Here is a 25,197-nt window from a genome sequence, read left to right as displayed (position 1 = left end):
ATTCCTAAGTTCAATTACTCAGTCCACTTTGCTTATGCATATATAAACTCTATCCCCAAACATAACATTGTAAAAAAATAAGAGACTTTCTTTCGAAAGTCTCTTATAATTTAAAGCTTAAATTATTTAACCCAAGCTCCATTAGCTCCTAAAACATAACCATTAACAGTTGTGTTAGCTAACATTTTTCCTGATCCATCAGCGAAGTACCAAGTACCATTGTCGTTGATCCAACCAGTTTTCATTGCTCCTCTAGTTCCATCTGAAACTGGATTTAAGTAGTACCAAGCTCCATTAATGTTTTGCCATCCTGTTTGCATAGCTCCATTTGAACCTAAGTAGAACCAAGTTCCATTAATAGTTTGCCATTCAGTTTGCATAATTCCAGCTGCATTAGCTAAGTACCAATTAGCTCCATCTTGGAACCAACCAGTTGCTTTAGTGTTGTCAGCGTTAACGAATGTCCAAGTTCCATCAGCAGCTTGGCTCCATCCAGTTTTAACTTCAACTTCTGGCTTTTCTTCTTCTTTATCTTCTTTTCCACCGATTATAGAATAAACTTCATCATCTTTATTCTTATCACTCCAGATAACCATGTTATCTTTATTGTAAACTGACATAAAGTCCATTCCGCCATCTACTTTATAAACTTTATCCCAATCATCTTTGTTATCAAATTTGTAAATAAATCCGTTTTCTAATCTCCATATATTTCCATCTACATCAACGTCCATTGCATCATAATCCTCACTGCAATCTCCGTTAGCATCAATATAATATAATCCTGATTTTGGCTTAAAGTTTACAGTTTGTACTAATAATTCTCCAGCAGAATTTTCTTTATATCCAACTAAAGTTCCATTAACAACAGTGAAATTTGGATCTGTCACATTTTCACCATTTATATCTCCAGTAAGGAATGCATCTTTGAAGTTTTTAACATCTTCATTATTTCCATTATCTTTTTGAAGTTTTCCATCTTTATTACATACAACATAAGATGTTACATTCTTAGCATATTTAGCTCCATCTTTGTTATCTGAAGCTTGATCTTTTGAAATTTTTTGAATAACTTCAAATGAAACTTCATTTGTATTTATTCCATTAAATGCAATTTCATTATTTCCATATACTTCGTCTATAACAAGTTTACTATTGTCACTACCTACAAGAGATATTGTAACTGTTGCTAGTCTATATATGTTTTTAGAATCTTGTGCTAATACTGTTCTGTTAGTTACTTTTGCAGTAGCCTTAACATCTAATCTATCACCTTTTTTAACTCCATCATCAAAAGCTTTTGTTGCATAAGCATCAATCTTTTCTTCTGAATCTGTATTTTCAACATATATGCTCTTATCTTTTATATTTACACCGGCGCTTGTTGAAACTTGTATTTTTATTTTCCCTAAATTATAATCAGCATCAATATAATTTCCTTTTGCATCAGTATAAACTTCTAAATTTTCTGTGTCACTACCATTAGTTACACCATTAGGTTTATATTCAGCTTTATACCAAGTTTCACCGAATTTATTTCCCGCAATTTCTTCCAATGATGGATTTATATCATGATCATCATATCTATCTTTTGCTTTATCTTTTACCTTTTTCTTTAATGCTACTTCAGCATCATCTTTATTTTCTTCCTTAATGTTATCATCAGTTACTTTACCATTTGTTAAATCAACAAAGTACTTTCCGTCATCAATATTAACATATTTTTCTCCATAATTTCTTGATTCTGAATTTGAATCTAAATCATCTAATTCAGTATATTTTCCATTTGAATAGAAGTAATTAGCTTCATCTTTATCTTCTAATTCTCCATCAACATAGAATTTACCATCTTTGTATGCTTCTGCATGGTTTATTATACCGTCCTTTGATGGTATTCTCTTAACGTCTGCTGCATTAACTCCAGTTGCTGGAACTAATGAAACTACTGCTGCGGCAGCTACTAATAAAGCTGTCATTTTGTTTGCTCTGTTAAACATAATTTCTTTCCCTCCTAATTTTTAAAATCATTATAAATTATACCATTATAACATATTAATGTAAAGTTTGATATAAAGTACAATAATATTGTCATCATTTACTTAATTGGATTTTTATAGTCAAAAACCCACTTTTATCATTATACCAAAAAGTTTGTCCCTGTCAATTGATTTTTTGGTATATAATTATCATATTTCAAAATTATATATATATGTTATCTTTTTTCTATATGTGGATTATTATCCCATAAATCTTTCGTTATACAATACAATAACATTTTCTAATTTAGGGCCTTTTTTGAGAAAATAAATTAAAATTTAAAAATATTTATTTATTTCCCATTTTATGGACCCCAGGGGTAAACAAAAAAAACAGACAAGACTTTAAATCTCATCTGTTTCCATTTTTTACACCCCAGGGGTGATTATTTTATTTATCTCTTCGTCTGTTAATCCTGTTAATTTAGATATAGTTATATTATCCATTCCTAATTTATTTGCCTGTATTACTGTTTCTTTTATTTTTTGCGTTGCTCCTTGCTCAATGCCTTTCTCAATGCCTTTCTCAATGCCTTGCTGTATTCCTTTTTGTATTCCCTGCTCAATTCCTCTTTGTATACCTTGTTGAATTCCTTTTATTTCAGCTGTTTGCATGCAAGCTATATAATCTCTAATTGCCTTTAATTCTCCTTCATATAGCTCTCTTTCTTCTCTATCCAAATACATAACATCTAACTTTTCAACAGCTTTTTTTACAGATTCATCTACTGCTAATTCAGTTGGTATTTTATCTTTTTCAAGCTCATAAGCTCTATTTAAAAATGCTATCCATCTATCTAAAGTAGTTTTCACATCTTTAAAATCCTTCTTAAACTTATTAAGTTCTATAAAATGCATTTCAAATACACTTGAAAATTCTTTTTTACTCTTCTCATTATATACTTTATATACATTATGAAAGTCGTCTTCATCTATATAATCAAAATCTAAAATATTTATAGATATAGTTTTTCTTAATTTGTCATAATTATATCCACCTTCTAATTGATCTGAATATACCTTAGCCCAATAATAGAAAGCTCTTTTTTCATAAAAAACCTGTTCTGATAGTTGCATCTCTATGTCATACCAAGTTCCTTTTTCATCTACTGCTTTTATATCAAGTATGCTCATTTTGTCACTTTTATAATTTGCTATGTTATATGGATTTTTAAGTATAATATCCTTTACTTGTTGATCCTCTGATAATATGGAATTTATAAAAGAAATAAGTATATCCTTATTCTCTTCACTTCCAAATAATTTTTTAAATGCAAAATCTACTTTGGGGTTTAATCTACACATAAAATTCACTCCTTAGCATTTTTTATCTATATATATTATACCCTATTAAAAACTCTTCATAAATCATAATCTTTTTTTCCATTTTTTACACCCCAGGGGTAAACAGTCCTCTTTTTTGTATTATGTAGCCTTTAAGCTCCATTTGAAGTAACACTTCTTCTATATTATTAATCAATGTACCTAATATAACTTTTATTTCATCTAATGTAGCTGGCGATACTTTAACCAAATTATAAATTTTTTCTTCTTCTTCACTCATTTTAAATGATTCTGACTTATAGTCATCTTTTACAACAACCTCATTTGAAGCAATCATTTTAGGATTAAGGTATATCTTTGTCCCTTCAAATATTAATTGATTTGTTCCAACACTAAAGCCTTCATATATATTATTAGGTACTGCAAAAACTTCTTTATTATATTTCATTGCACATCTAGCTGTATACAAAGCTCCACTATTTTTTCCTGCTTCAGTTACAACTATTTTCTCACACAACATTGCAATAATTTCATTTCTTCTTATAAAATTTTGCTTTGCATTTTTGCTTCCTGGTGGAAATTGAGATATTACTAAACCTTGTTCGCATATAGCTTCCATTAATTTCATGTGTTCTTTTGGATAACATCTATCTAGCCCTGTTCCTATAACAGCTACAGTATATAAATTATTTTTCAAAGCTATTGTATGTGAATATCCATCTATTCCTTTTGCCAACCCACTAATTATAGGTATATTATTTTTAGAAAGTTCTTTTGATAATTCTATGGTTACTTTTTTACCATATTCACTACATCTTCTTGACCCAACTATTGCTACTGATTTAGAAAATTCTTTTATTATTCCTTTTGCATATAACACTATTGGTGAATTCATATATTTATTTAACTGACTTGGATACTTTTCTTTATATTTTCTTAAAATGTATATATCATTTTCAATACAGTAATCATATATTTTTTGACAATAAGTTAAATCCCTAGAATTAATGATTTTTTTAGCTAATTTATTGCCTATTCCATCTATTTCTAATAATTGTTCATATTTTGCTTCATATATAGATTGCACATTATTAAATTTTTTAAGAAGTTTAGAACCTATTACTCCTCCTACTCCATCTATTAAACTCAACCAAATATATAAAATTTCTTCATTCATACTAAACAATAAGCATAGATGCTTGCTCCTTTTCTATTTCTCTACACATTAATGCTTTTATAATGTGAGACTTATTAATTTTTTCACTACCTTCCATATCTGCAAAGGTCCTTGCAACTCTCAAAAATTTATGATATGTTCTTGCACTATATCTAAATTTTTCATAAGAATCTTTTAATATTTTCTTACTATAATTATCTAAAATACAATACTTCTTAATAAGATCTGGTGTCATAACTGCATTGCAATTAATATTTTTATAATTTTTATATCTTTCCCTTTGAATATTTCTTGCAGCTTCAACTTTTTCTCTAAGACTTTTAGAACTTGGTCCTGGAGTATTATTTGATAAATCCATAATATTTACTGCATTAAAATTCTTTTGTATATCTATTCTATCCATTATTGGACCTGATAGTTTTTGTCTATATTTAATAATTTCATAATCAGTACATTTACACCTTTGCTCTCCATAATATCCACATGGACAAGGATTCATGGCTGCAACAAGCATAAAATCTGCTGGAAAATCATGAGTATACTTAACTCTAGAAATTGTAACTTTACCATCCTCAATAGGTTGCCTTAATGCATCTAGGGTTTTCTTATTAAATTCTGCTATTTCATCTAAAAATAGAACTCCATTGTGTGAAAGTGAAATTTCTCCTGGCATAGCAAAAGTGCCTCCACCTATTAGTGAATTTAATGAAGCATTATGATGTGGTGATCTAAATGGTCTTTCTGTTATTAATGCCCCTCTATTTTGCAACAATCCTGAAACACTGTATATCTTAGTAACTTCTAAAGCCTCTTCTTCACTCATAGATGGGAGTATTGTAGGGATTCTTTTAGCAATCATTGATTTACCACAACCTGGTGTTCCACACATCAACAAATTATGTCCACCAGCTGCTGCAACCATTATAAATTCTATGGCACTATCTTGTCCTTGAACATCACTAAAATCTATTAAATATTTATTAGATATTTTATGCTTAGCGTTATTCAAATTTATAGGTTTATATGGATTTATTCCTGATATAAAATTAATAACTTCATTTAACGTTCTAAAAGCAAAAATATTCATATCACCAACTAGACTTGCTTCTTCCACATTTTCTATTGGTACTATTATGTTTTTTATACCATTATTTTTGGCTTCAATTATCATTGGCAATATTCCTGTACATGGTCTCAAATCACCATTTAAAGATAGCTCGCCTATAAAACCATATGTACTAATTTCTTTAACTTGTACCTGCTTCGATTGTATTAGCAATGCAACTGCCATACCTAAATCATAATGAGATCCCCTCTTTTTAATATCACTTGGAGATAAATTAACTACTATTTTCATTTTTGGAAATTGAAACTTAGAGTTTATTATTGATGCTTCAAGCCTCTCTCTAGATTCTTTTATGGCAGTATCTCCCATTCCTACTATAGATATAGACGGTAATCCATCTATAATATCAATTTCTATTTTAACTAAATATCCATCTATACCTAATATTCCAAAACTATTAACCACTGTAGCCACTTAACTTCCCTCCCTCTTTATTGATACTAAGTGCATTCTCTACAAATTCCTTATATAAAATATCTCTATTCCTTTTACTAAAATAATCTAATATTATTTCTGGATTTATTGTTTTTTTAGAAGTCTTTCCTATAAACATAGAATAACTAGACCATTTGTAATACTCAGGTTTCTTAACTATATTAGCCCTTACTGGATTTAAATGAATATATCTACTAACTTCTAGGATTTGTTTATCATCTTTTATCAACTCTGAAAAATATCGTGATTGAAATAAATGTCCTATGTAATTGTATTTCTTATTAAAATATTTTGTGTATGTAGAATTCAATCTTCCCATTATTCGTGTTAATGGTTCTTTTCCTGCTTTCATCATCAAATGTACATGATTACTCATTAAACAATATGATATTAATTCATAATTTAAGTAATCATAATAATTTAAGCTATCCTCAAGTTTATTTAAATAAACCCTAAAGTCTTGTTCATCTAAAAAAATTTTGCTTTTGCGATTACCTCTAGTTGTTATATGATATATAGCACCTTCATACCATATAATTTTAGGTGTTGACATCTCAGCATTTCTCCCTATAACTATTATTATTTTAAAGTATAGACATAATCTTTTTATTTAAACATTTCCCATTTTCTGGACCCCAGGGGTAGATACACCAAAAAAACAGATAAGATCAAATCTTATCTGTTTCCATTTTTTACACCCCAGGGGTGATTAATATGGGTAATAATAAAAATGTGTAGATGGATCTGTATCATATCTTGGATCATAATCTTTAACATTTCTTTTATGTACTACATTGTCACCAAATTTTTTTCTTTGGTTATCTGCAATATATGAATTCCATCCATCAGCCCAACACATAAATGTGTATACATGAGAATTATTTTTTGTAAATACAATATCTCCTGGTTTTAATTGGTTTAAATCATAACACGCTACAAATCCTTTATTCTTTAATTGACTTTCTAATTGAGCTACATTTGCAGTATACGTAGAAATATTGAATCCATTTCTTCTTAAAACTTCTGATAAAAAATATACACAGTTATTACTCTCAATTCCGCCATGCAGTCTTATTGCTTCATCATGCACACTTACTTGATTATATGTATTAGTCATGTATTTAAATATGTTGTAATTAGTATTTGAATGAGAATAATCTCCATATATATTTACACATTCCCCATTAAACTGAGAATATTTATAGCTATCATACCATGTATTTTCAGCAAGAGTTCCGTCAGCATTAAATCTATAGTTTTTTCCGTCTATAATTTTTTCTTCATTTGATAGCATTGCACCTATATTTCTATCTAAATAGTACCACTTTTCCTTTAATTTTTTCCAACCATATTCGATTTTTCCTGATTCTGAAAAACAATACCACTTCTCATTTACTAATTGCCATCCTGTTAACATCTCCCCATTATTATTAAAATAATATGTTGTTCCATTTATGTTTTGCATGCCTTTTTGCATTGCTCCATCATTGTTAAAGTAATACCATTTTCCAAATATGTTTTTCCATTCATTCTTAACTAATTGATTTTTAAACTCATAATAATACCATGAACCATACTTTTCTTTCCATCCAATTGTATGTAACTCTTCTTTTAAAGGTTCATCTTCTTTTTCTTCATCTTTATCAGATTTCTGTGATGATACATCAGTATTATTATGCTTGTCCTCTTTTTCTTTTGTATCTTCTTCCTTAATATCTTTTACATCCTTTGTATCCAAATCTAGTTCTTTCTTTGATTCATTCTTTAATAAATTACTTTCAGTTAAAACCTTATTTTCTTCAACTAATTTAATCTTTTCTGGATTTGTACTTTGACTTGCAAAGACTGTTGTTGGAATACTATTAATACATAGTATTAATGATAAAATCACTATTATTTTCCTTTTCTTCACATTAATCTCCTCATTTTTTCTTTTGTATTATGCATATTTTTAATATATATATGTTAGTTCTATTTTTACAAATTTATTAACTATCAAATAATGCACCTTAATTTATCGTTAACTGTTTATTAATCTTTATCTTAAATTTAAAAGTAGAAATTTTTTATCATCTACTCTTTTGTGCTTCTCACTAGCTTACCCAATTTCCATTTTTTACACCCCAGGGGTATAGCAATTACAGTATCATGTTATACTATATTTTATATTACATATTCAATAGATATGAAAAGAAAGGAATTTTATTTATGAGAAAAAGAATTTACACTTATCTTCTTTTATTATTCATGTTTATTTTTTTAACGGCTTGCAATAATACAGATGAAACTAAATCTTCTAGCTCAATTGATAACGATATTAGTAGTAATGATGAGAATTTAAATTTTGATAAATTATTAAAAAAAGGTGATGAACTTTCTAATGATTATTCCACATTTAAAGATTTTGATATGAATAAAGATGAAGCAAAACTTAAAATAGATGGAAAAAATTTAAATTTTACCTTACCAATATACTTAGATAAGAATAGATACTATTTACCATTAAATGAAATTGCTTATAATTTAAACGGTAAAGGCGTGAAAAATGAAGATATATTATCATTAAAAATAAACGATTTAATTTATTCTATTAATCTTTCAAATAATACCGTTAAGTGTCCTAATAAAGAATTTAAATTAAAAAAAGATTTATTAAACTCTGAAAACATTTATTACATATGTTTTTCGGACCTCTCTAATATGCTTGATTTATATACTAGATGGGATAAGGATAATAAGATAATTAATTGTAAAATTAATTCTAGTGAAAATATAAAAAATGCTAATACTGAAGTAAATAATAGTAATGATAACTCTAAAAATACTAGTGATTATACTGATATAGATAATGAAAATACACAGATAGGATTAATACGATTTGAGGATATATGTTTAACTTCTCAAAGTTATGATAAAAACTACTTTGAAAATCTTCGTGTAATTGGAACATACATGAATGAAAAAAATATTCCTTATCATATAGCTTGGATTCCAAGATACAAAAATCCTAATTTTAAAATTGATAATAATCCTTTAACTAAAAATAATTTTGAGATTGCAGAAATGGTTTATACACTTGATTATTTGAAAAATAATAATGCTGTAATTGGTTTGCATGGCTATACTCATCAGTTTGGACATCATGAATCAGCTGCTGGATTTGAATTTGGAAAGTTTGAACCTTCACCTGTTGTGTTTAGAGAAAAAATAGAAAAAGCTATTGAAACAGCATCATACTTAGATATACCAATAAATTTTTTTGAAGTACCACATTATGAGATAACTCAAGAACAAAATAAAATTGCAGAAGAATATTTTAAAATACTTTACTATCCATTTAATGATTGTGGTGTTGACAATGCAGATTTGACAAAGCCACAACTAAGTCCTTATAATAACGCTTCATTATATATATCAACTCCATTAGATTATATTGCAGAAGGTAAAGAAGATCTTTGTTTAGATAGAATTAAAAATGCTGATACCTCTAATATGGGTAGTGTATTTTTCCATCCTTCATTAGAAAATAATTTTATTACACTAAGTGAAGATTCTAATGGTTGTCCATGTTTTAGCTATGATGATAATTCTATATTGAAACGATTAGTAACTATATTAGAAGAAAAGGGATTTAAAATGATTAAAGTAACTGAACTTTAAAAGATCAAGCTGGTAAATATCACCAGCTTGACCTTTTTCCATTTTTTACACCCCAGGGGTGATTTCTTATAAATCATCTTTTGAAAGATTTATATAAACATATGAATCATCATTAGTTTTAGTTTCTATTTTATAATTTCCATCTTGAGTAAGCTTATATTTAGTAATATTAAAGAACTTACTACCGTTTAATTTAAACTCTTCTTTTTGTCCATCAGGTTTTGTTATTATAAGATTTTTCAAAACATCATCTCCAGCTTGTACAAATGATGATATTAATAAATCACCATTGTTAGATGATTTAGAAAAACCTATATTAGGTGAAGTTATATCTCCATTATTAAGGTAAAAGTCATATTTTAATACATCAGAATAAGAACCATCTTTAAACTTGTAAACCATAAGAATTTCAGTCATACCAGTATAAGAACTTTCAAATGATACAGGAGAATCATTACCATTAACTAGTCTCCAAGTTGAATAATCATCTGTAAATCCTAGTATCTTGCTATACTCTACTTTTCCTGATTGATTAACTTTTTTATAAGCACAATACAATTGTCCTCCATCATAAGTAGTCTTAGGTAATACACGATGTCTACAATACGCATCAATAGAAAGAGTTATTTTTCCATCTTCACTTTTTGCAACAGTTTGAATTGCATCTCCTCTTTTTATATCACTTCTATATTCTCCAGTTTTATCAACATAGTAACCATCAATAAATTCATCTGTACACATTCTACCCATGTCTTGTATAAAATACCATTTCCCATTTTCTTGATACCAACCATATTTATGGCTATATCCATCAGAATCAAATAAAAAATATGTTCCATTATAGTTATACCATCCAGTTGGATAACTTCCATCATCAAGTTGTAACCAATCTCTTCCGTTATCATTATGCCATTCATTAGCAGAAGCCTTTATTGGCAACGCTACTATTGTTATAACTGCTGTAATAAGTAAACTTAAAAGTATTTTTTTCAATATACTTCCCCCTCGTTTTAATTTATATATTTACAATTATACCATTATATATATTTAAAAGAAAATTAAAGCAGCATTGTTAGGTATGTTAAAGTCACAATGAACACTTCCTTCAATAAGTTTTACATACATTGGTTTCAAATATTCACTTAAAGTTAAAAATCTTCATAATATACTTTCAATAATCAAAAAACAGATAAGATTTTTACGTCTTATCTGCTCATATGTGGTGACTGTCACCAGCTTGACCTTTTTCCATTTTTTACACCCCAGGGGTGATGTTATCCTACCAAATCTTTAATCTATTTTCTGGTTTTACATACATATTATCATTTTCTTTTATTCCATATATTTCATAGAATTTATCAAATTGTGATAATACTACATTTGATCTTACCTTATTAGGTGAATGTACATCATTTTCAAGTTTAAGATCTCCATACTCTTTTGTACTAATTTCACGCCATACATTAGCATTACTTTCAAAGAAATCTTTGTAATTAGCCTTTGGCATCTTATCTAATATATCTAATGCACAAGCTATTCCTCCAAGGTCAGCTATATTTTCTCCTACTGTAAGATCTCCATTTACACTTTTACCATTATCAAGTTTTACATTATTATAAAAGCTTCTTACGTTATTAGTTTTTTCTTCAAACTTTTTATAATCTTCAGTGCTCCACCAGCTATTTAAGTTACCATCGCCATCAAACTTGGCTCCAGTATTATCAAAAGCATGACTAATTTCATGACCAATGATTGCTCCAATTGCTCCTAAGTTATGTTCTTTTGAAGCATTTACATCATAAAATTGTTGTTGAAGAATTCCCGCTGGAACTGTGATTGAATTAGCTGTTGGATTATAGAAAGCATTTACCATTTGTGGTGGACATGCAAATTGTGATTTATCTACACGTTCATTTAATATACTTAATTGCTTTTCTTCTGCAAATTTACCTAAATTTATTAAATTTTCAAAAAGTGAACCGCCTTCTTCATATGATCTTATCTTTAATGAAGAGTAATCTTCCCATTTTTCAGGATATCCAATTTGAACACTTATTTTATTTAATTTTTCTTTAGCACTCTTTTTAGTTGAATCACTCATCCAATCTAAATTTTCTATTCTCTTTTCATAAGTTTTAATTATTTCATCAGTCATATCTTTAACATCATTTTTAGTCTTTTTAGAAAAGTATTTTTCAACATATATCTTACCAAATGGCATTGCTAATGCTGAATTAACTATATTTATAGCCTCTTCATCTTTAGGAGTTTCTCCACTTGAACCTAAGTAAGCATTAGAAAATTCTTGTGCTGCTTTTTGGAAATCATCACCTAGACAACCTGCTGCACCTGCTATATTTTTTATTTCTATATAATCTTTAATAAGTGGTAAATTTTCTTCAGTATAAATATCATTCATTGCTTTTAACCAATTAGGTTCTGTTAAAATTATTTTATTAGCTTTATCTATTTTTAAATCTTTCATAAGATCTTTTATCTTTAAATTTGGAGCTACTTCGTTAAGCTTATCTAAAGTATATACATTATATTCATCATCTATTGCATTAGGATTTTTTGAGCTCTCTTCTTTTCCTATTATTGATGGTGCTATCATGTATTCTAATTTGTAAAAATTATCAACCTTTATTTTTGCCTCTTCTTCAGTATATCCTACTAAAGTTAAGATCTTTTTATAATAATTTTCAGAAAGACTTTTCACTCTTGCAGTATTTTCTGTTGGCTTTACATATTCATCAGAATTTCCCAAGCTAAGAGAAGTTGATCCAACATATGCTGCATATCTAGTGGCATCTTTTAAATCAACACTACATCCAATATTAATTAATGGATTTCCAATATCATATTTATTAAGTTCTCTAACATCATTTAAAGTCTTAATATTTTTAATCTTATCTAATATTCCCTTAATAGGTTCTATACCTTGTTTATTTCTTGCTTCACTATTTAAAACATTCTTATATAAATTAATCATTTTTTTCTCATCACTATCTTTTGAATAGTTCTTTTCATTAGCTAGTAATTCTTTCATTATTTCTTTCTTTTGATCTGTTAATGCCTTTTCAGCTTCATTAAATGCTGAATTAGATACTTCACCAGCATCAATCTTAGCAGTATTTAACCATTCTTTATTAGTTACACTATAAAAGTCATCTTGTAACCTTATATCGTCAGATACTACTTTACTTCCTAAATTAGCTGTGTCAGTTACTTCAGCTGCTTTAACATATGTTGCTTGTGACATAAATAATGAAAATGCCAAAGCACATGCTATAAGCCTACTCTTTTTAAATTTTGCCATTTTAAGTCTCATCCCCTATATCTTATTAATTTTTAGATTACATTTTTACAGGGTATTTATATATGCCACTTTACATATTGCATATATCAATACAGATAAAAAAATAACCTAATTTTTAATTTGCGTATTTAATGTACCATATTCTGTAATATACGTATATATTACCTATAAAATATTAAGAAAAATTTATGATTTTTCTAACTTGTACATTATTATCTTGCACAGATATATAATTATTATTATAAAAAATGTATTTCTTATGAATTACTTTTTAAGTAAAACAAAATTTAGATTTTAAACTTGTACCTGTAAAATTTTACACCCCAGGGGTCAATAAAAAAACAGATAAGATTTTTACACCCTATCTAATTGTATAAATTTTATTTCACTCTTAAATGTATTTCTGTATCACTTACCTCTAAAAATATATCAAGATACATTATTTCTGAAAAACAACATTTAAATATATCTTCTTCCACACCTTCTCTTTTATAATAATCGTGTGTATATCTATTTCTTAGTCGTACAATTTTTATTAAAAAATCACATAAAGAATCCTCTAAAAATCCATGAATTCTTGCTCTCTTTACTAATTCTACTGCTGAGCATCCATCTATATAATTATCATTCATAACTAAAAATGTCTCTGACATATCAATTATATATTCCGTTAAATCCTGAAAATATCCAAGAATAGAACGCTTTAAAAAAATAGAATTTGTATTATTAAATTCCTTCATTGCACCAATAAGCAAAGTAAGTGTGTCTTTAGCAACATAAAACTTCTTTTCTAATCTTTCTTTTTTATATTTATAATAAGGTGACATATTTATTTTCCTCCATTTAGTAATTCCGTATCATGTTTTATAAGTTTATTAAGCCATTCATTATTTCGTAAATATTTATTAACATAAAGTCTAAAATCAATTTCTTTATTAAAATCTAAAATAAGTTTATTTTTACTTTCTATATAACATTTTGCTAAATCAGAATCAAATTCATTTAAATATAAAAATGTTATATGTATATTATCATAAGAAAAAAAATCTTCTAACCTAGGAAGTAATTCATCTTCTAGTTTAAATTCAAATTCTACCCCTCTTTTTTCATTTAACAAAATTAATATATCTATATCACTTCTATTTTCTATAAAGTTTTCTGTATTATAACTACCAAAAGTAGCTAAAGCAATTATATTATCTGTGTCATCAATTTTAAAATCTTTTATATCTTCTTTCTTCATGTAATTCACTGCCTTTAAATCATAGTATTACTTTAATTATAACCTATGTTTAATTTTCTTAAAACAAAAAAACAGATAAGATTTTTACACCCTATCTGCTATGGTGACAGTCACCAGCTTGAATATTTTCCAAATTTTACACCCCAGGGGTGGTTTACATCAACCTTCAACAACCTCAATTTTTTTCCCTTTAAATACAATTGCAAGTTTTAATATATTATTTATATTTCTTTCCATAAGTTCTGCTTCATATTTATTTTCCTCAATTTGATTTAAAGCTTCTTCAATTCCATTTTCTATGCTTTTACTCATAAAATCATCAATCTTTTTAAACTCCATTATAATTCCAAGCTTTGAAGTATCTTTAGGAATTAACATAACATCATATCTGCCATATCCACTTTCTTTATTTGACTTAACTTCATATTTGTCTGAAAGAGATACAATCATCCCAAGTACAAAAGCATGATACACTTTTTCTGGTTCCTCTCCTGATACATCAAAATAACTTATATTATTTAAAACAAAATTTTTGAAAAAACCACCAAAGGTTTCAACATCACCAGTTACCAATGCATTCAGCATAATAGAATATTTCTTGCTTGTTAAACTTTCCTTAAACCACTTTTCAATTAAGTTTTCATAAAATATGCTTACTTCTTCATTTGGTATCTTTAATTCACAATTAAACTTTCCTCTAATAAGCTCCTTATTTACTGGCTTCAAATATCCGCTTAAAGTTAAAAATCCCCATAGATTTTCCTCATCATCTTCTACGTCTTTCATAACAACATGATCATCTACTATCTTTTTTATAGAATTTCCCTTTATAAGTTCTTCAAGATTTTTCTTAGTATCTTCATTTCCATTAGAAAGTAATCTCTTTATTAGATCATTACTACTACTATTTATCCAATAAGGCATAAATCCTATTGCATTGTTTTTAATATAATTTAAAACTGACCAAGGATTATATATTATCTTTCCTCCAAATATATATCCATTGTACCATTTCTTAACTTCATCAATCTTTTCTGAAAGGTTATAATAATCTAATAAATTTATAACCTGTTCTTCTGTAAAGCCAAATTTATCATTAAAATTAATTCCTAAAATACTATCTACCTCTATATTATTAAGCCCTGAAAAAATACTTTCCTTTGCAACTCTAAGTATTCCAGTAACTAGAGATTTTTCTAAATATACATTATCCTTAAGTGCAGCTGTTAAAATATTTCTTATTAAAACGATAGCTTCCTCGTAATACCCCCTTAAATAAGACTCCTGAATTGGCACATCATATTCATCTATAAGTACAATGACTTTCTTATTATAATGCTTGTTAAGCAATCTCATTAAATTGCTTAAACCATTTAAACATTCTATAGGAGTTACTTCTTTAGCTATAAATCTTTCAATTTCTCTTTTATCAATATCTAATATTTTATTACTTTCTAATAAATAATCATATTCCCTATATAAATTTGAAAATAATATTATTAATCCCTCTTGAAGATTTTCAAAACTAAGATGTTTTTCATTCTTAAAAGTAAGAAAAACAACTGGATACGCTCCTTGCATCTTCATTATCTCTTCTTCATTTTCTATTTCTAATCCCTTAAATAAATCTTTATTTTCATCTTTCTTTTTTATATCAAAAAAGTATTTTAGCATACTCATATTTAAAGTCTTACCAAAACGTCTTGGCCTTGGAGTTAAAATAACCTTTGCTGCATTTTCTATAAACTCTTTTATTAATAAGCTTTTATCTACGAAATAATGATTTTCTTTTATAATTTCCCTAAAGTCTGATGTTCCAACCTGAATACTCTTTTTCATTACCGCACCTTCTTTCTAAAAAAATATCTATCATATAAATTTTTAATTGAATTTTTATTCATATATCTTATATTATAGCCTATTTATAATGCACTTAAAACAAATAAGAGTATTCAAACTTGTACATGTAGGAGTTTAAACTTCAGGGGTCAATAAAAAAACAGATAAGATTTTTACATACTATCTGTTATCTTTATTTCCATATTATTTTTATAAAATATTTAACCCTTCAAAGCTATTATCAATTTTTTTATTTAAATTTAATGAAATTTCACCTTTGGCTTTTCATATAAATTTAATTCACGTAAAACATCATCAGCAATAAATGAATATGATTCTGTACAAAGTGTAGTTTCCTGTTCAACTAATTCACGATAAACATTAGTTGAATAAAATAATTCTAATGTTTCAATTTCAGATTTATTTAACTTTTTTGAAAGTTCTAGTACTATCAGTTGTAGTTTACGATTCATTATAGATTTTTTAATCAGCATATTCCCACCTCACTAATTTTAATCTTTTAATAGCTCTATAAGTATGAAATGAAATTTGATTTTCCTCTAGTTCTATTACGCTTTCCTATTTTTAGCGCCCATTTAGTTGCTTGCTTAAAATTAGTTGTCGTATAAAATCCCATTCCAAAATCTCTTTTATCTAAACTATTATTTAAATCAATCTTCTCAAAATAAGTATAAATTCCATGATATAACTTCATTATAAAATCCCACTCCTATTAAAAATAAATTTATGAACATCTTCAACACCATAAGATATAGATTGTGTATGCAGTATATCATAAAATTCAATTATATATTCAAAGACATTATATTTTTTAAATAATTCTATTATTTCTTGACCCTCTATTTTATAACATTTCTTATACTCTTCTATTAGACATACTATATATAACAATATATTAGAATCCAACATAATTTTCCCATCCTTTAATGTGAAATATTATTCTCTTAATCATATTATACTTATTTATTAATTGTATTTCTACTCTTATGTCATATTTATTGACTTAAAACAAAAAACAGATAAGACTGTTAAATCCTATTTGCTATAACCATCAACATATTTAATCTTTTCTATAGATAATCCTAAAATATTTTTTAATTTGTAAGGATCAAAAATTTAATATTATTTAGTATTAGTTATTTACCAACCTTAACGCATAATACGTCTGGAAGGGCCTTTGACCAAGGCATATAATTATCTAGAATTTCTTTATCTTTAGATTCTGCATTAGCTAACACATCAAATAAATATACTAAATACCTTTCTACTATTAAGCCGTTGGCTTTAGCGGTTTCAATTATGCTATAGATTAAAGCACTTGATTTTGCACCTTTTGCTGTATTTGAGAAAAGCCAGTTTTTTCTACCAATAACAAATGGTTTTATTGCTCTTTCAGATCCATTATTATCTATTTCTAAAGATCCGTCTTCTAAAAATGTTTTCATATCAGGTAAAAGCTTTCTAGTATAGTCAAGAACTTTACCTAACGGGCTTTTTGGAAGAGCATCTTTTATTTCTCTCTCTACATATTCTTGAAATTCATTAAGGATTGGCGCTGACTTTTCAAGCCTTATTTTATATCGTTTTTTATAGTAATCTTCGTCCTTGCTATAAGTTTCCCTTAAGTCTTTTTCTATTTTATAAAGTTTTTCACAATAATTAAACCCTATTATAGCACGTGATTTTTTTAGGGCTTCTTCATCTAAGTTTACTATTATTTCATGATATTTTCTTCGGATATGAGCTAGGCAATATAATCGTTTCACATTTTCGACCCTATTATATCCGGTATATCCATCTGTTTGAAGATATCCTGAAAATCCTTTCAAAAATTCTTTAGGACAAGAGCTAGATCTTGTATTCTGATAGTCATATAAAATAATTGGATCTTCTAAAGCTCCGGATTTATATAGCCATATATATTTTTTAGATTTTGAATCCTTACCGCTATCGTCAATAACTTGAAGGGTAGTCTCATCAGCTTGTATATAATTTTTCTTTAAAAGTTGTTCCTTCATAATATCATATACAATTTGAAGTTCAGTAGCACTATTTCATTATCCAATTAGATAATGTTTGTCTTGAAAGATTTGCACCTAACATATTAAAGTAAGTTTCTAATCTATATAAAGGCATTGCATGCTGATACTTCATATTTATTACATGAGCTACTAATTCATTTGATGCCATACTTTTATAAAATATAGTATTAGGTAATTTTGTTGAAATTATGTTTGCAACACCTGCTTCTGCTTCGCAAGATTTGCAAGCATAGCTATATGTAATATGTTCTTCTATATAGAGTTTTGCTGGTATGTATTTTAATACTTCCTTTGATTTACGTCCAATAACAACTAAAGGATTGTTACATTTGCTACATATTGCTTTGTTTTCTTCAAGCTTATGTTCAACGATGATTCTTTCTAAATTTGCTAAATTATCTTTCTTACCAATATGTTTAGATGACTTAGTTCTTGTATAAGCAATTTCCTCTATTGTTGGCTCAGCCATTTTAGAGTCACTGTTCTTTTCAGCATCGTCAAAAAGAGACATTTGATTAGAATCTACTTGTTCACTAGATTTTCCAAATATCTTTCTGTTTTTATTAAGAATTTGACCTTTCAAAAATGCTAATTCAGTTTTAAGATTTTGAATTTCTTTGTCCTTTGATTCAATTTCATTGTTTTTGAATAAATCTCTGAATCTTTTAACTCAATTTCTTTTTCCATTTTGGAAATCAATAACTGTGTTTTTTCATAAAGTTGATTGTTTAAATTTAAGCCATCCATTTTGTTACCTCTCAACAATTCTTATAGGTATATAATACCATAAAACCCTTGATTTTAGAAGGGCTTGCTCACTTTTAAATCAAGAGTTTCTATTTATAATTTCAAATGTTTTAGTAACAATTTTTTTCTTTTATAGGCTTAAATTTTGATGTAGTTCTAACTTCATATCCTTTAAGTAGCCAACTTAATTCTTCTTTATTTACTTTCATTGCTTCTTCTTTAGTCACAGGCCATTTCAACCTATTATTTTCAAGCCTATGATAATATAGCCAAAAACCTTCATCAAAATGTAATATTTTTAATCTATTCATCGATCTGTTACAGAAGACAAACAGAGATTTTTCAAAGGGATCTAATTTTAACTGTGTCTCAACTATCATAACTAAACCATCTATACTTTTTCGTAAATCTGTTATACCACAAGCTAAATATACAGTATCTACCTTATCTATATTAAACATGTTTTACTAAACTCCCTAAGTATATTTGATAACAAAGCTATTTCATTAGCCGGTATAAATATTTTAGCTTTGCCAATTTCTATCTTAATCTCAGCAGCTGGTTTAATATTATTAGTTACTGTTAATATATTGGTATTATTTTTTTCTAAAGCTATAGCCTGAAATGTCGTATTATTCTCTTTCTCAAATTTCTTTCTGTAATAGTAAAACTGACTTCTACTAATACTATTTTCTTTACATAAACTATCTAACGTCCCTTCGTAAGAAGAAAACTTCTCTACAAGTTCTCTTCATTTCACATCTGTTCCTTTTTTAACCATAACAATTCCTCCTTGTTATCTTATTACTTGAAATTTTAACAAGAAGGTTTAGTATTATCTAGGCAGTAATTTTTTTACGCTTACAGTTATAGGGCTTTACTTTGTGTTGCAAGTTTACCCATAGCTTCGAGCCTCAAATGTAATTTGTGTACCTCAGACCAAGGTTTTGCCTTAATCTTCCTTCAGATTCCACCTCACGATGGACACCCTTGCCATTAGCTACATGGTTGGCACTATCAGCCCCCATTACGGACTTTCACCGGTTAGTACGTGCCCATGCTGGGCACACAACAAAAACAGATAAGATTTTTACATCCTATCTGCTATGGTGACAGTCACCAGCTTGAACATTCCAAATTTTACACCCCACAGATGAACACCCTAAGTTTATCCTATATACTATGAAAGTTTTTTACAAACTTCTAATGCCCGTTCTAATGCTTGATCCATATTATAATATTTAAAATCAGCCAAACGACCACAACAAATTAAATTATTTATTTTATCAGTACGTGATTTATATAATTTATATTGTTCCTGACTATCTTCTGTTAATACTGGATAATAAGGCTCAGACTTTTCTTCAATATTATATTTAGAAGGATATTCCACAGCATATGTCGTACCAATAACATTTTGTACTGGCAATTTTTTAAATTCAGTAATTCTAGTATATCCTTCTGCCTGAGGATATGCTACTACCGGTGCATCTTGTTTACTATCAACATTCTCATATTTAAAATCAAAATAAAGCGATCTGTATGGTAAATACCCTTCAATACCTTTAAACAATTCATCTAAAGCCCCTGTATAAACAACTGGAATTAAACATGGTTTACCATCAAGTAAAATAGATGTTCCATCTTCACTTATAGTGAGATGCTTCAATGCTTCTACATTTAATTCAATATTAATATTATGATGATTTAATAAATTAGTAAAAAAGTCTGTAAATGATACTTTAGGCATTACCTCATATGGATCACCTAAATAACCAATATCATAAGAAAATCTTAATGGCACACGTTTAAATATACTAGGATCTATTTCAGTAGGAGATATTCCCCATTGTTTAGCACTATAAAGGCTATAATCTTTATTATATAAAAATTGTGCATATTCTTTTATCACTGAATCAGAACAATTTAACACTTCTAATACTGTTGCTGTTGCTTTATTCCCATAATATTGTTTAATATGTGATTTCAAACTTTCAGCATCACTAATATTATAGAAATCATCTATTGTTTGAAAATTAAAAGGTGTAGGCGTAACCTTTCCATCAATTTCAGCCATACATGTAAGTGTATATGGTTTCCACTCAGCATATTTGTTCATAAATTCATATAAATTCTTTTTCTTTGTATGAAAAGTATGTGGTCCATATTTTTGTACTAGAATATCATGTTCATCAATATAATCGTACATATTACCACCAATATGGCTTCTACGCTCTAATATCTTAACTTTCTTATTACATTTTTCTGCTAAATGTCTTGCTATAACCGCACCAGTTAATCCACATCCAACTACTAATACATCATATTCCATCTAATTAATCCCTTCTGTAAATCTAAATCTAAAAATTTTCTCTAAAAACCACCATAAATATTAATAAATTCTTCAAAAGTCTGTAGGTTTTTATCCTTATCTGCTATAATCATGTTATTTTTTCCTCCGATTTTATCCAAAGGCCATTTTACATTAATATCTTTATCATTCCACATAATTCCATCATCATATTCTCCATAAAATTTTTCACCACATTTATATGAAACAATTGAGTCTTCTAATACTAAATATCCATGAGCACATCCAGCTGGAACAAGTATTTCATTATGCTTTTCTCCAGTTAAGTCAAATCCAATCCATTGTTTAAATGTAGGACTGTCTTTACGTAAATCTACTACAACATCATAAACATGACCATGAATACAACGTACTAATTTAGCTTGTTGTTTCACCTTTTGAAAATGTAATGCACGTATTACACCCTTATGAGACGTAGTATAAAATACTTCCATCAAATCATGAGAAATTCCATTTGCTTCAAATACTTCTTTAGAATAATCTTTTGTAAAACAACCACGAATATCCTCTGCATTAAATGGAGTTACTTCAATTAAGCCTTCAATTTTAGTAGGTTTAAATTCAAATTTTTGTATCATTTCAATTCCTCCTTTAAAATCTCACACCACCAATCATGTGTACGACGACATCCTTCTGCAAAACTAATTTCTGCTTTAAATCCTGTATCTCGTTCTGTTTCACTACAATCAAAACTACAAATTGGCATATCAACACCTGTAAAAGGAACATTTCCAAATATAAATTCTAAATTTGGAGCAATAGCTAATTGCATTTCCTTTAAAAATTCTTTAAGAGGTCTAGCAGTAGAACTACCTATTAAATACTCATGGAATGGTTTCCCATTTTCTCCAATTAGTCTAAATGCCCTCGCTACATCATCAATATACACAAAATCATAATTTTGTGTACCTGCTGTAAATTGTGGATTTTCACCATTAATACACTTTTGAATAGTAGTATTGACCATTCTCGGACTACGTTCACCAACTCCATATGTATTTGTTATTTCTGGCCACACTAACTCAATACCAATATCAGCAGCTACAGCCATGCACATTGTATGAGCAACTAACTTACCACTTCCATAAATATATCCAAGTCCAGGTTTATTACCTTGTGTATAAGCTGCCGCCATAGTCTCATGCTCCATTATGCTTCCAGCACAAACGAATCTTTTTACGCCAAGTTTTTTTGCAACTCTCATTGCATCTACTGTCCATTGTGCATTTTGCAATTGTAATTTTGTATCTGCACGTGCCGCACCAGCAGAACCATCCCATGCAAAATGATAGAACATATCATACTCTCCTATTGAAATATGCTTATCAAGATTTTTTACATCTGATAATTCACAATAAACAATCTTAATATTTTTATCCTTACTAATATTATTAGTACGATTTTCTCTGCAGACTGCATATATTTTATAATCATTTTTCAACAATTCTTTTACTACTGCACTTCCAATAAAGCCATTTGCACCAGTAATAATAGCCTTTTTCATTATATAGCCTCCATATATTCTTTAATTTGTTTCTTCATAACGTTAGAAATATCTTCACCATTAATCCATGCTTTTGTCCATTCACAAGTTTTGTCCATAGTTTGTTCTATATGCCATCTAGGTTGCCATCCAAATTTTGTCTTTATCTTTGAGCAATCTAACTTTAGGAAATTAGCTTCATGAGGACCCCCTACATATTGATTTTCCCATTTAATCTTTTCTTTCCAATGTTTACAAAACAAATCAACTAATGTGCCAGTAGTAACACAATCACAATCATCCGGTCCAACATTATAATAGCCAGCATAATTTAAATCTTCATATTGTTTTTGTGCAATCATTAAATATGCAAATACAGGTTCAAGAACATGTTGATAAGGACGTGTAGAATGTGGATTACGAACAATTATAGACTCTTTATTTTTAGCAGCTCTTATACAATCAGGTATTATACGGTCATTCGCAAAATCTCCGCCACCAATTACATTTCCTGCACGAGCAGTAGAAATAGCAACTTTATTTTCACTAAAGAAACTATTTTTATAGCTGTGTGTAACCAACTCAGAACATGACTTCGAATTAGAATAAGGATCATATCCATCTAATGGTTCATTTTCACGGTATCCCCATTCCCATTCCTTATTTTCATATACTTTATCTGTTGTCACATTTAAAAAAGATTTTACACATGAATTCAAACGCACACATTCTAAAATATTTACTGTTCCCATAACATTTGTCTCATATGTATATACTGGATCCTTATAACTATCACGTACGATAGGCTGAGCTGCTAAATGAAGAACTATTTCTGGTTGCGCTTCTTTAAAAACTTTTTTTAAATGTTCTAAATTTCTTACATCTCCTATAATATGAGTCATATTATCTTTCACCTTAGAAATTTCAAATAAATTTGGTTCAGTTGGTGCTTCTAATGAGTATCCTGTAAGAATAGCTCCAGCATCAATTAAAACTTTACTCATCCACGTTCCTTTAAATCCAGTATGTCCTGTTACAAGAACTTTTTTTCCTTTATAAAAATCTAAATTAATCAAAGAACCCACCCTCTCTTTGTACTTTCTATTCTTTTACTTCTGCAATAAGAAGTGTTTCTGTTAATACACTCCCAAAAGTAGGTCTATATATTTTAAATGAATATCCTAAATTTAGTTTTTCTATCATAGGTTTTATATGAAAGAAATCACTTGCATTATGATATATACTTATTAACAATATAGGTTTCTGAGTTATAATTGTATTCATGGCACCCTTTAAAAACTCTTGTTCGGCACCTTCTAAATCTGCTTTAATTAACCCAACATTCAAGTCATTTTTCTTAACATATTCATCTAACGTAATAACATCAGCTTCAATATGGTCATTATATGTAAAAGCATCATTTTCATAAATAGTACTTGATGAACTATTTACACTCAATTGTAATTTTCCATTTTTTGAACCTAGTGCTGATTTTACAGGTACCACATTCTTTAAATTATTCAATTCTACAGTTTTAAGCATATTGTTGTAATTCTCAGGTACAGGCTCAAAACAATATACTTTTTTATTTGTTAATGGTGAGAATATTAATGCACTATCACCAATAAAAGCACCTGCATCTATAATATCTTTATTTTGTATGTTTTCTAGTGTCTCAAGCTTTTCTAATCCATAATTATAATAAAATACACAAGCTTCAAAATGATTAATTGGTAGTAAATAGTTATTATAATAATACACGTTTTCAGATAACTGTAAAATATTCGAATAAAAATTCTCATCCACTATCTTACATTGTCGTAGTTCTTCAACAGTATATACTGATGCATTTTCTTGAGTTAAACCCTTAATCAATTTTAATCTTGATAAACCACTTAATATAGTTTCAATACTTTCTAAATCAAGTCCTTTAATTAATTCTAAAAAATCAGATTGAAATGTTGTATATTCATTGCACTCTTGTGTTGGAAAATCCTTGTAGTAATTTCTTTCAAATTCAATATTTATTTCTCTTTTTGATTCTAACATCATATATCTTGTATATTGATTTTCATTTACAAGATTATTATATAATTCATAACTCGTCTTTTTATCCTCTTCCAAACATTGTACGTATTTATTATTAATATCTTTTTGTTCTTTCCAGTATTGATTAAATTTATTATATATATATTCATGTTGTTCGATCTTTTTAGTAAATAATTGTTCTAATATATCAACTTTATTTCTAAGTATAGCATTTTCATTTGATAAATCATAAATACTTTCATTAATCCGACAATTTTGTTGTTCTAATTTATAAAAAAGTATTTCAATTTCTCTATTAAATGAACTAATTGGTAATGGTAGTATTCTTTTTAAAAATGATTTTAATTTCAAAATAAATTGCATCT

At 27.8% G+C, this 25,197-nt stretch carries 23 protein-coding genes and 2 pseudogenes; 1 reads left to right on the top strand and 24 read right to left on the bottom strand.

The genetic code is table 11. From position 1 onward, the window contains the following. Positions 1–122: 122 nt before the first annotated feature. The 6 genes from NG918_RS01295 to NG918_RS01270 all read right to left on the bottom strand — a co-directional run bounded on the left by NG918_RS01295 (position 123) and on the right by NG918_RS01270 (position 7,970). A complete protein-coding gene (locus tag NG918_RS01295) occupies positions 123–1,997 on the bottom strand; it encodes an N-acetylmuramoyl-L-alanine amidase family protein (protein ID WP_252224135.1) in 1,875 nt (624 codons plus the stop codon). A 408-nt stretch (positions 1,998–2,405) separates the two neighbouring features. Then, positions 2,406–3,341, bottom strand: a complete 936-nt coding sequence (locus tag NG918_RS01290) for an Rpn family recombination-promoting nuclease/putative transposase (RefSeq protein ID WP_252224133.1) — start codon at positions 3,339–3,341, stop codon at positions 2,406–2,408. An 85-nt stretch (positions 3,342–3,426) separates the two neighbouring features. After that, complete coding sequence (gene dprA / locus NG918_RS01285) at positions 3,427–4,497, bottom strand: DNA-processing protein DprA (protein ID WP_252224140.1); 1,071 nt, start codon at positions 4,495–4,497, stop codon at positions 3,427–3,429. A gap of 1 nt (position 4,498) precedes the next feature. Continuing rightward, positions 4,499–6,037: a YifB family Mg chelatase-like AAA ATPase gene (locus NG918_RS01280; RefSeq protein ID WP_252224131.1), complete on the bottom strand. Its 1,539-nt coding sequence runs from the start codon at positions 6,035–6,037 to the stop codon at positions 4,499–4,501. Beyond that, entirely contained in the window at positions 6,021–6,611 is a 591-nt protein-coding gene (locus NG918_RS01275) for a transposase (RefSeq protein WP_252224130.1), read from the bottom strand. The genes NG918_RS01280 and NG918_RS01275 overlap by 17 nt, the downstream gene beginning before the upstream one ends. Positions 6,612–6,767: 156 nt before the next feature. Continuing rightward, positions 6,768–7,970 carry a cell wall-binding protein gene (locus NG918_RS01270; protein WP_252224128.1) on the bottom strand — a complete coding sequence of 401 codons (1,203 nt, stop codon included), beginning with the start codon at positions 7,968–7,970 and terminating at the stop codon, positions 6,768–6,770. 296 nt (positions 7,971–8,266) lie between these two features. Here NG918_RS01270 and NG918_RS01265 point away from each other — a divergent pair, with 296 nt between their 5' ends. Continuing rightward, positions 8,267–9,718: a DUF2334 domain-containing protein gene (locus tag NG918_RS01265; RefSeq protein ID WP_252224126.1), complete on the top strand. Its 1,452-nt coding sequence runs from the start codon at positions 8,267–8,269 to the stop codon at positions 9,716–9,718. Positions 9,719–9,784: 66 nt separating this feature from the next. Here the strand turns inward: NG918_RS01265 and NG918_RS01260 are convergent, their stop codons facing one another. The 18 genes and pseudogenes from NG918_RS01260 to NG918_RS01180 all read right to left on the bottom strand — a co-directional run bounded on the left by NG918_RS01260 (position 9,785) and on the right by NG918_RS01180 (position 25,183). Further along, on the bottom strand, positions 9,785–10,711 hold the full coding sequence (locus NG918_RS01260; RefSeq protein WP_252224124.1) for a hypothetical protein: 927 nt from the start codon (positions 10,709–10,711) through the stop codon (positions 9,785–9,787). A gap of 286 nt (positions 10,712–10,997) precedes the next feature. Beyond that, positions 10,998–13,037, bottom strand: a complete 2,040-nt coding sequence (locus tag NG918_RS01255; RefSeq protein ID WP_252224122.1) for a M13 family metallopeptidase — start codon at positions 13,035–13,037, stop codon at positions 10,998–11,000. 380 nt (positions 13,038–13,417) lie between these two features. After that, complete coding sequence (locus tag NG918_RS01250; protein WP_252224120.1) at positions 13,418–13,864, bottom strand: hypothetical protein; 447 nt, start codon at positions 13,862–13,864, stop codon at positions 13,418–13,420. 2 nt (positions 13,865–13,866) lie between these two features. Then, positions 13,867–14,280: a nucleotidyltransferase domain-containing protein gene (locus NG918_RS01245; protein ID WP_252211741.1), complete on the bottom strand. Its 414-nt coding sequence runs from the start codon at positions 14,278–14,280 to the stop codon at positions 13,867–13,869. A 159-nt stretch (positions 14,281–14,439) separates the two neighbouring features. Continuing rightward, complete coding sequence (locus tag NG918_RS01240) at positions 14,440–16,119, bottom strand: AAA family ATPase (RefSeq protein WP_252224118.1); 1,680 nt, start codon at positions 16,117–16,119, stop codon at positions 14,440–14,442. Between the two features lie 260 nt (positions 16,120–16,379). Continuing rightward, entirely contained in the window at positions 16,380–16,613 is a 234-nt protein-coding gene (locus tag NG918_RS01235; RefSeq protein ID WP_252211737.1) for a hypothetical protein, read from the bottom strand. A 35-nt stretch (positions 16,614–16,648) separates the two neighbouring features. Next, complete coding sequence (locus NG918_RS01230; protein WP_252224116.1) at positions 16,649–16,834, bottom strand: DUF3990 domain-containing protein; 186 nt, start codon at positions 16,832–16,834, stop codon at positions 16,649–16,651. Further along, positions 16,834–17,049, bottom strand: a complete 216-nt coding sequence (locus NG918_RS01225) for a DUF3791 domain-containing protein (protein ID WP_252224114.1) — start codon at positions 17,047–17,049, stop codon at positions 16,834–16,836. Before NG918_RS01225 ends, NG918_RS01230 begins: the two co-directional genes overlap by 1 nt. A 227-nt stretch (positions 17,050–17,276) precedes the next feature. Beyond that, positions 17,277–18,176: pseudogene (gene tnpC, locus NG918_RS01220) on the bottom strand (IS66 family transposase); the annotation flags it as partial. Between the two features lie 13 nt (positions 18,177–18,189). Beyond that, positions 18,190–18,765 (bottom strand): IS66 family transposase zinc-finger binding domain-containing protein, encoded by a 576-nt coding sequence (locus NG918_RS01215; protein ID WP_252224110.1) that lies wholly within the window; start codon positions 18,763–18,765, stop codon positions 18,190–18,192. A gap of 5 nt (positions 18,766–18,770) precedes the next feature. Then, positions 18,771–18,929 (bottom strand): hypothetical protein, encoded by a 159-nt coding sequence (locus NG918_RS01210; protein WP_252224108.1) that lies wholly within the window; start codon positions 18,927–18,929, stop codon positions 18,771–18,773. Positions 18,930–19,039: 110 nt separating this feature from the next. Then, the gene (gene tnpB / locus NG918_RS01205; protein ID WP_252224106.1) at positions 19,040–19,390 is read right to left on the bottom strand and encodes an IS66 family insertion sequence element accessory protein TnpB; all 351 of its coding nucleotides are present in this window, start codon (positions 19,388–19,390) and stop codon (positions 19,040–19,042) included. Further along, a pseudogene (locus NG918_RS17170) lies at positions 19,378–19,662 on the bottom strand (hypothetical protein); the annotation flags it as partial. The pseudogene NG918_RS17170 and the gene tnpB, both read right to left, overlap by 13 nt. A gap of 447 nt (positions 19,663–20,109) precedes the next feature. Then, positions 20,110–21,261: a UDP-galactopyranose mutase gene (glf, locus tag NG918_RS01200; RefSeq protein WP_252224104.1), complete on the bottom strand. Its 1,152-nt coding sequence runs from the start codon at positions 21,259–21,261 to the stop codon at positions 20,110–20,112. Between the two features lie 41 nt (positions 21,262–21,302). Then, positions 21,303–21,878: a dTDP-4-dehydrorhamnose 3,5-epimerase gene (rfbC, locus tag NG918_RS01195; RefSeq protein WP_252224102.1), complete on the bottom strand. Its 576-nt coding sequence runs from the start codon at positions 21,876–21,878 to the stop codon at positions 21,303–21,305. Then, the gene (locus tag NG918_RS01190) at positions 21,875–22,804 is read right to left on the bottom strand and encodes an NAD-dependent epimerase/dehydratase family protein (protein ID WP_252224100.1); all 930 of its coding nucleotides are present in this window, start codon (positions 22,802–22,804) and stop codon (positions 21,875–21,877) included. The genes rfbC and NG918_RS01190 overlap by 4 nt, the downstream gene beginning before the upstream one ends. Next, positions 22,804–23,859: a CDP-glucose 4,6-dehydratase gene (gene rfbG, locus NG918_RS01185; protein WP_252224099.1), complete on the bottom strand. Its 1,056-nt coding sequence runs from the start codon at positions 23,857–23,859 to the stop codon at positions 22,804–22,806. The genes NG918_RS01190 and rfbG overlap by 1 nt, the downstream gene beginning before the upstream one ends. Before the next feature lie 25 nt (positions 23,860–23,884). Next, the gene (locus NG918_RS01180; protein ID WP_252224097.1) at positions 23,885–25,183 is read right to left on the bottom strand and encodes an FkbM family methyltransferase; all 1,299 of its coding nucleotides are present in this window, start codon (positions 25,181–25,183) and stop codon (positions 23,885–23,887) included. Between the last annotated feature and the right edge of the window lie 14 nt (positions 25,184–25,197).

This window comes from Clostridium sp. ZBS2 (genome assembly GCF_023845855.1).
Classification (GTDB): Bacteria; Bacillota; Clostridia; order Clostridiales; family Clostridiaceae; genus Clostridium; species Clostridium aquiflavi.
This window is presented reverse-complemented; position numbering and strand designations above follow the sequence as displayed.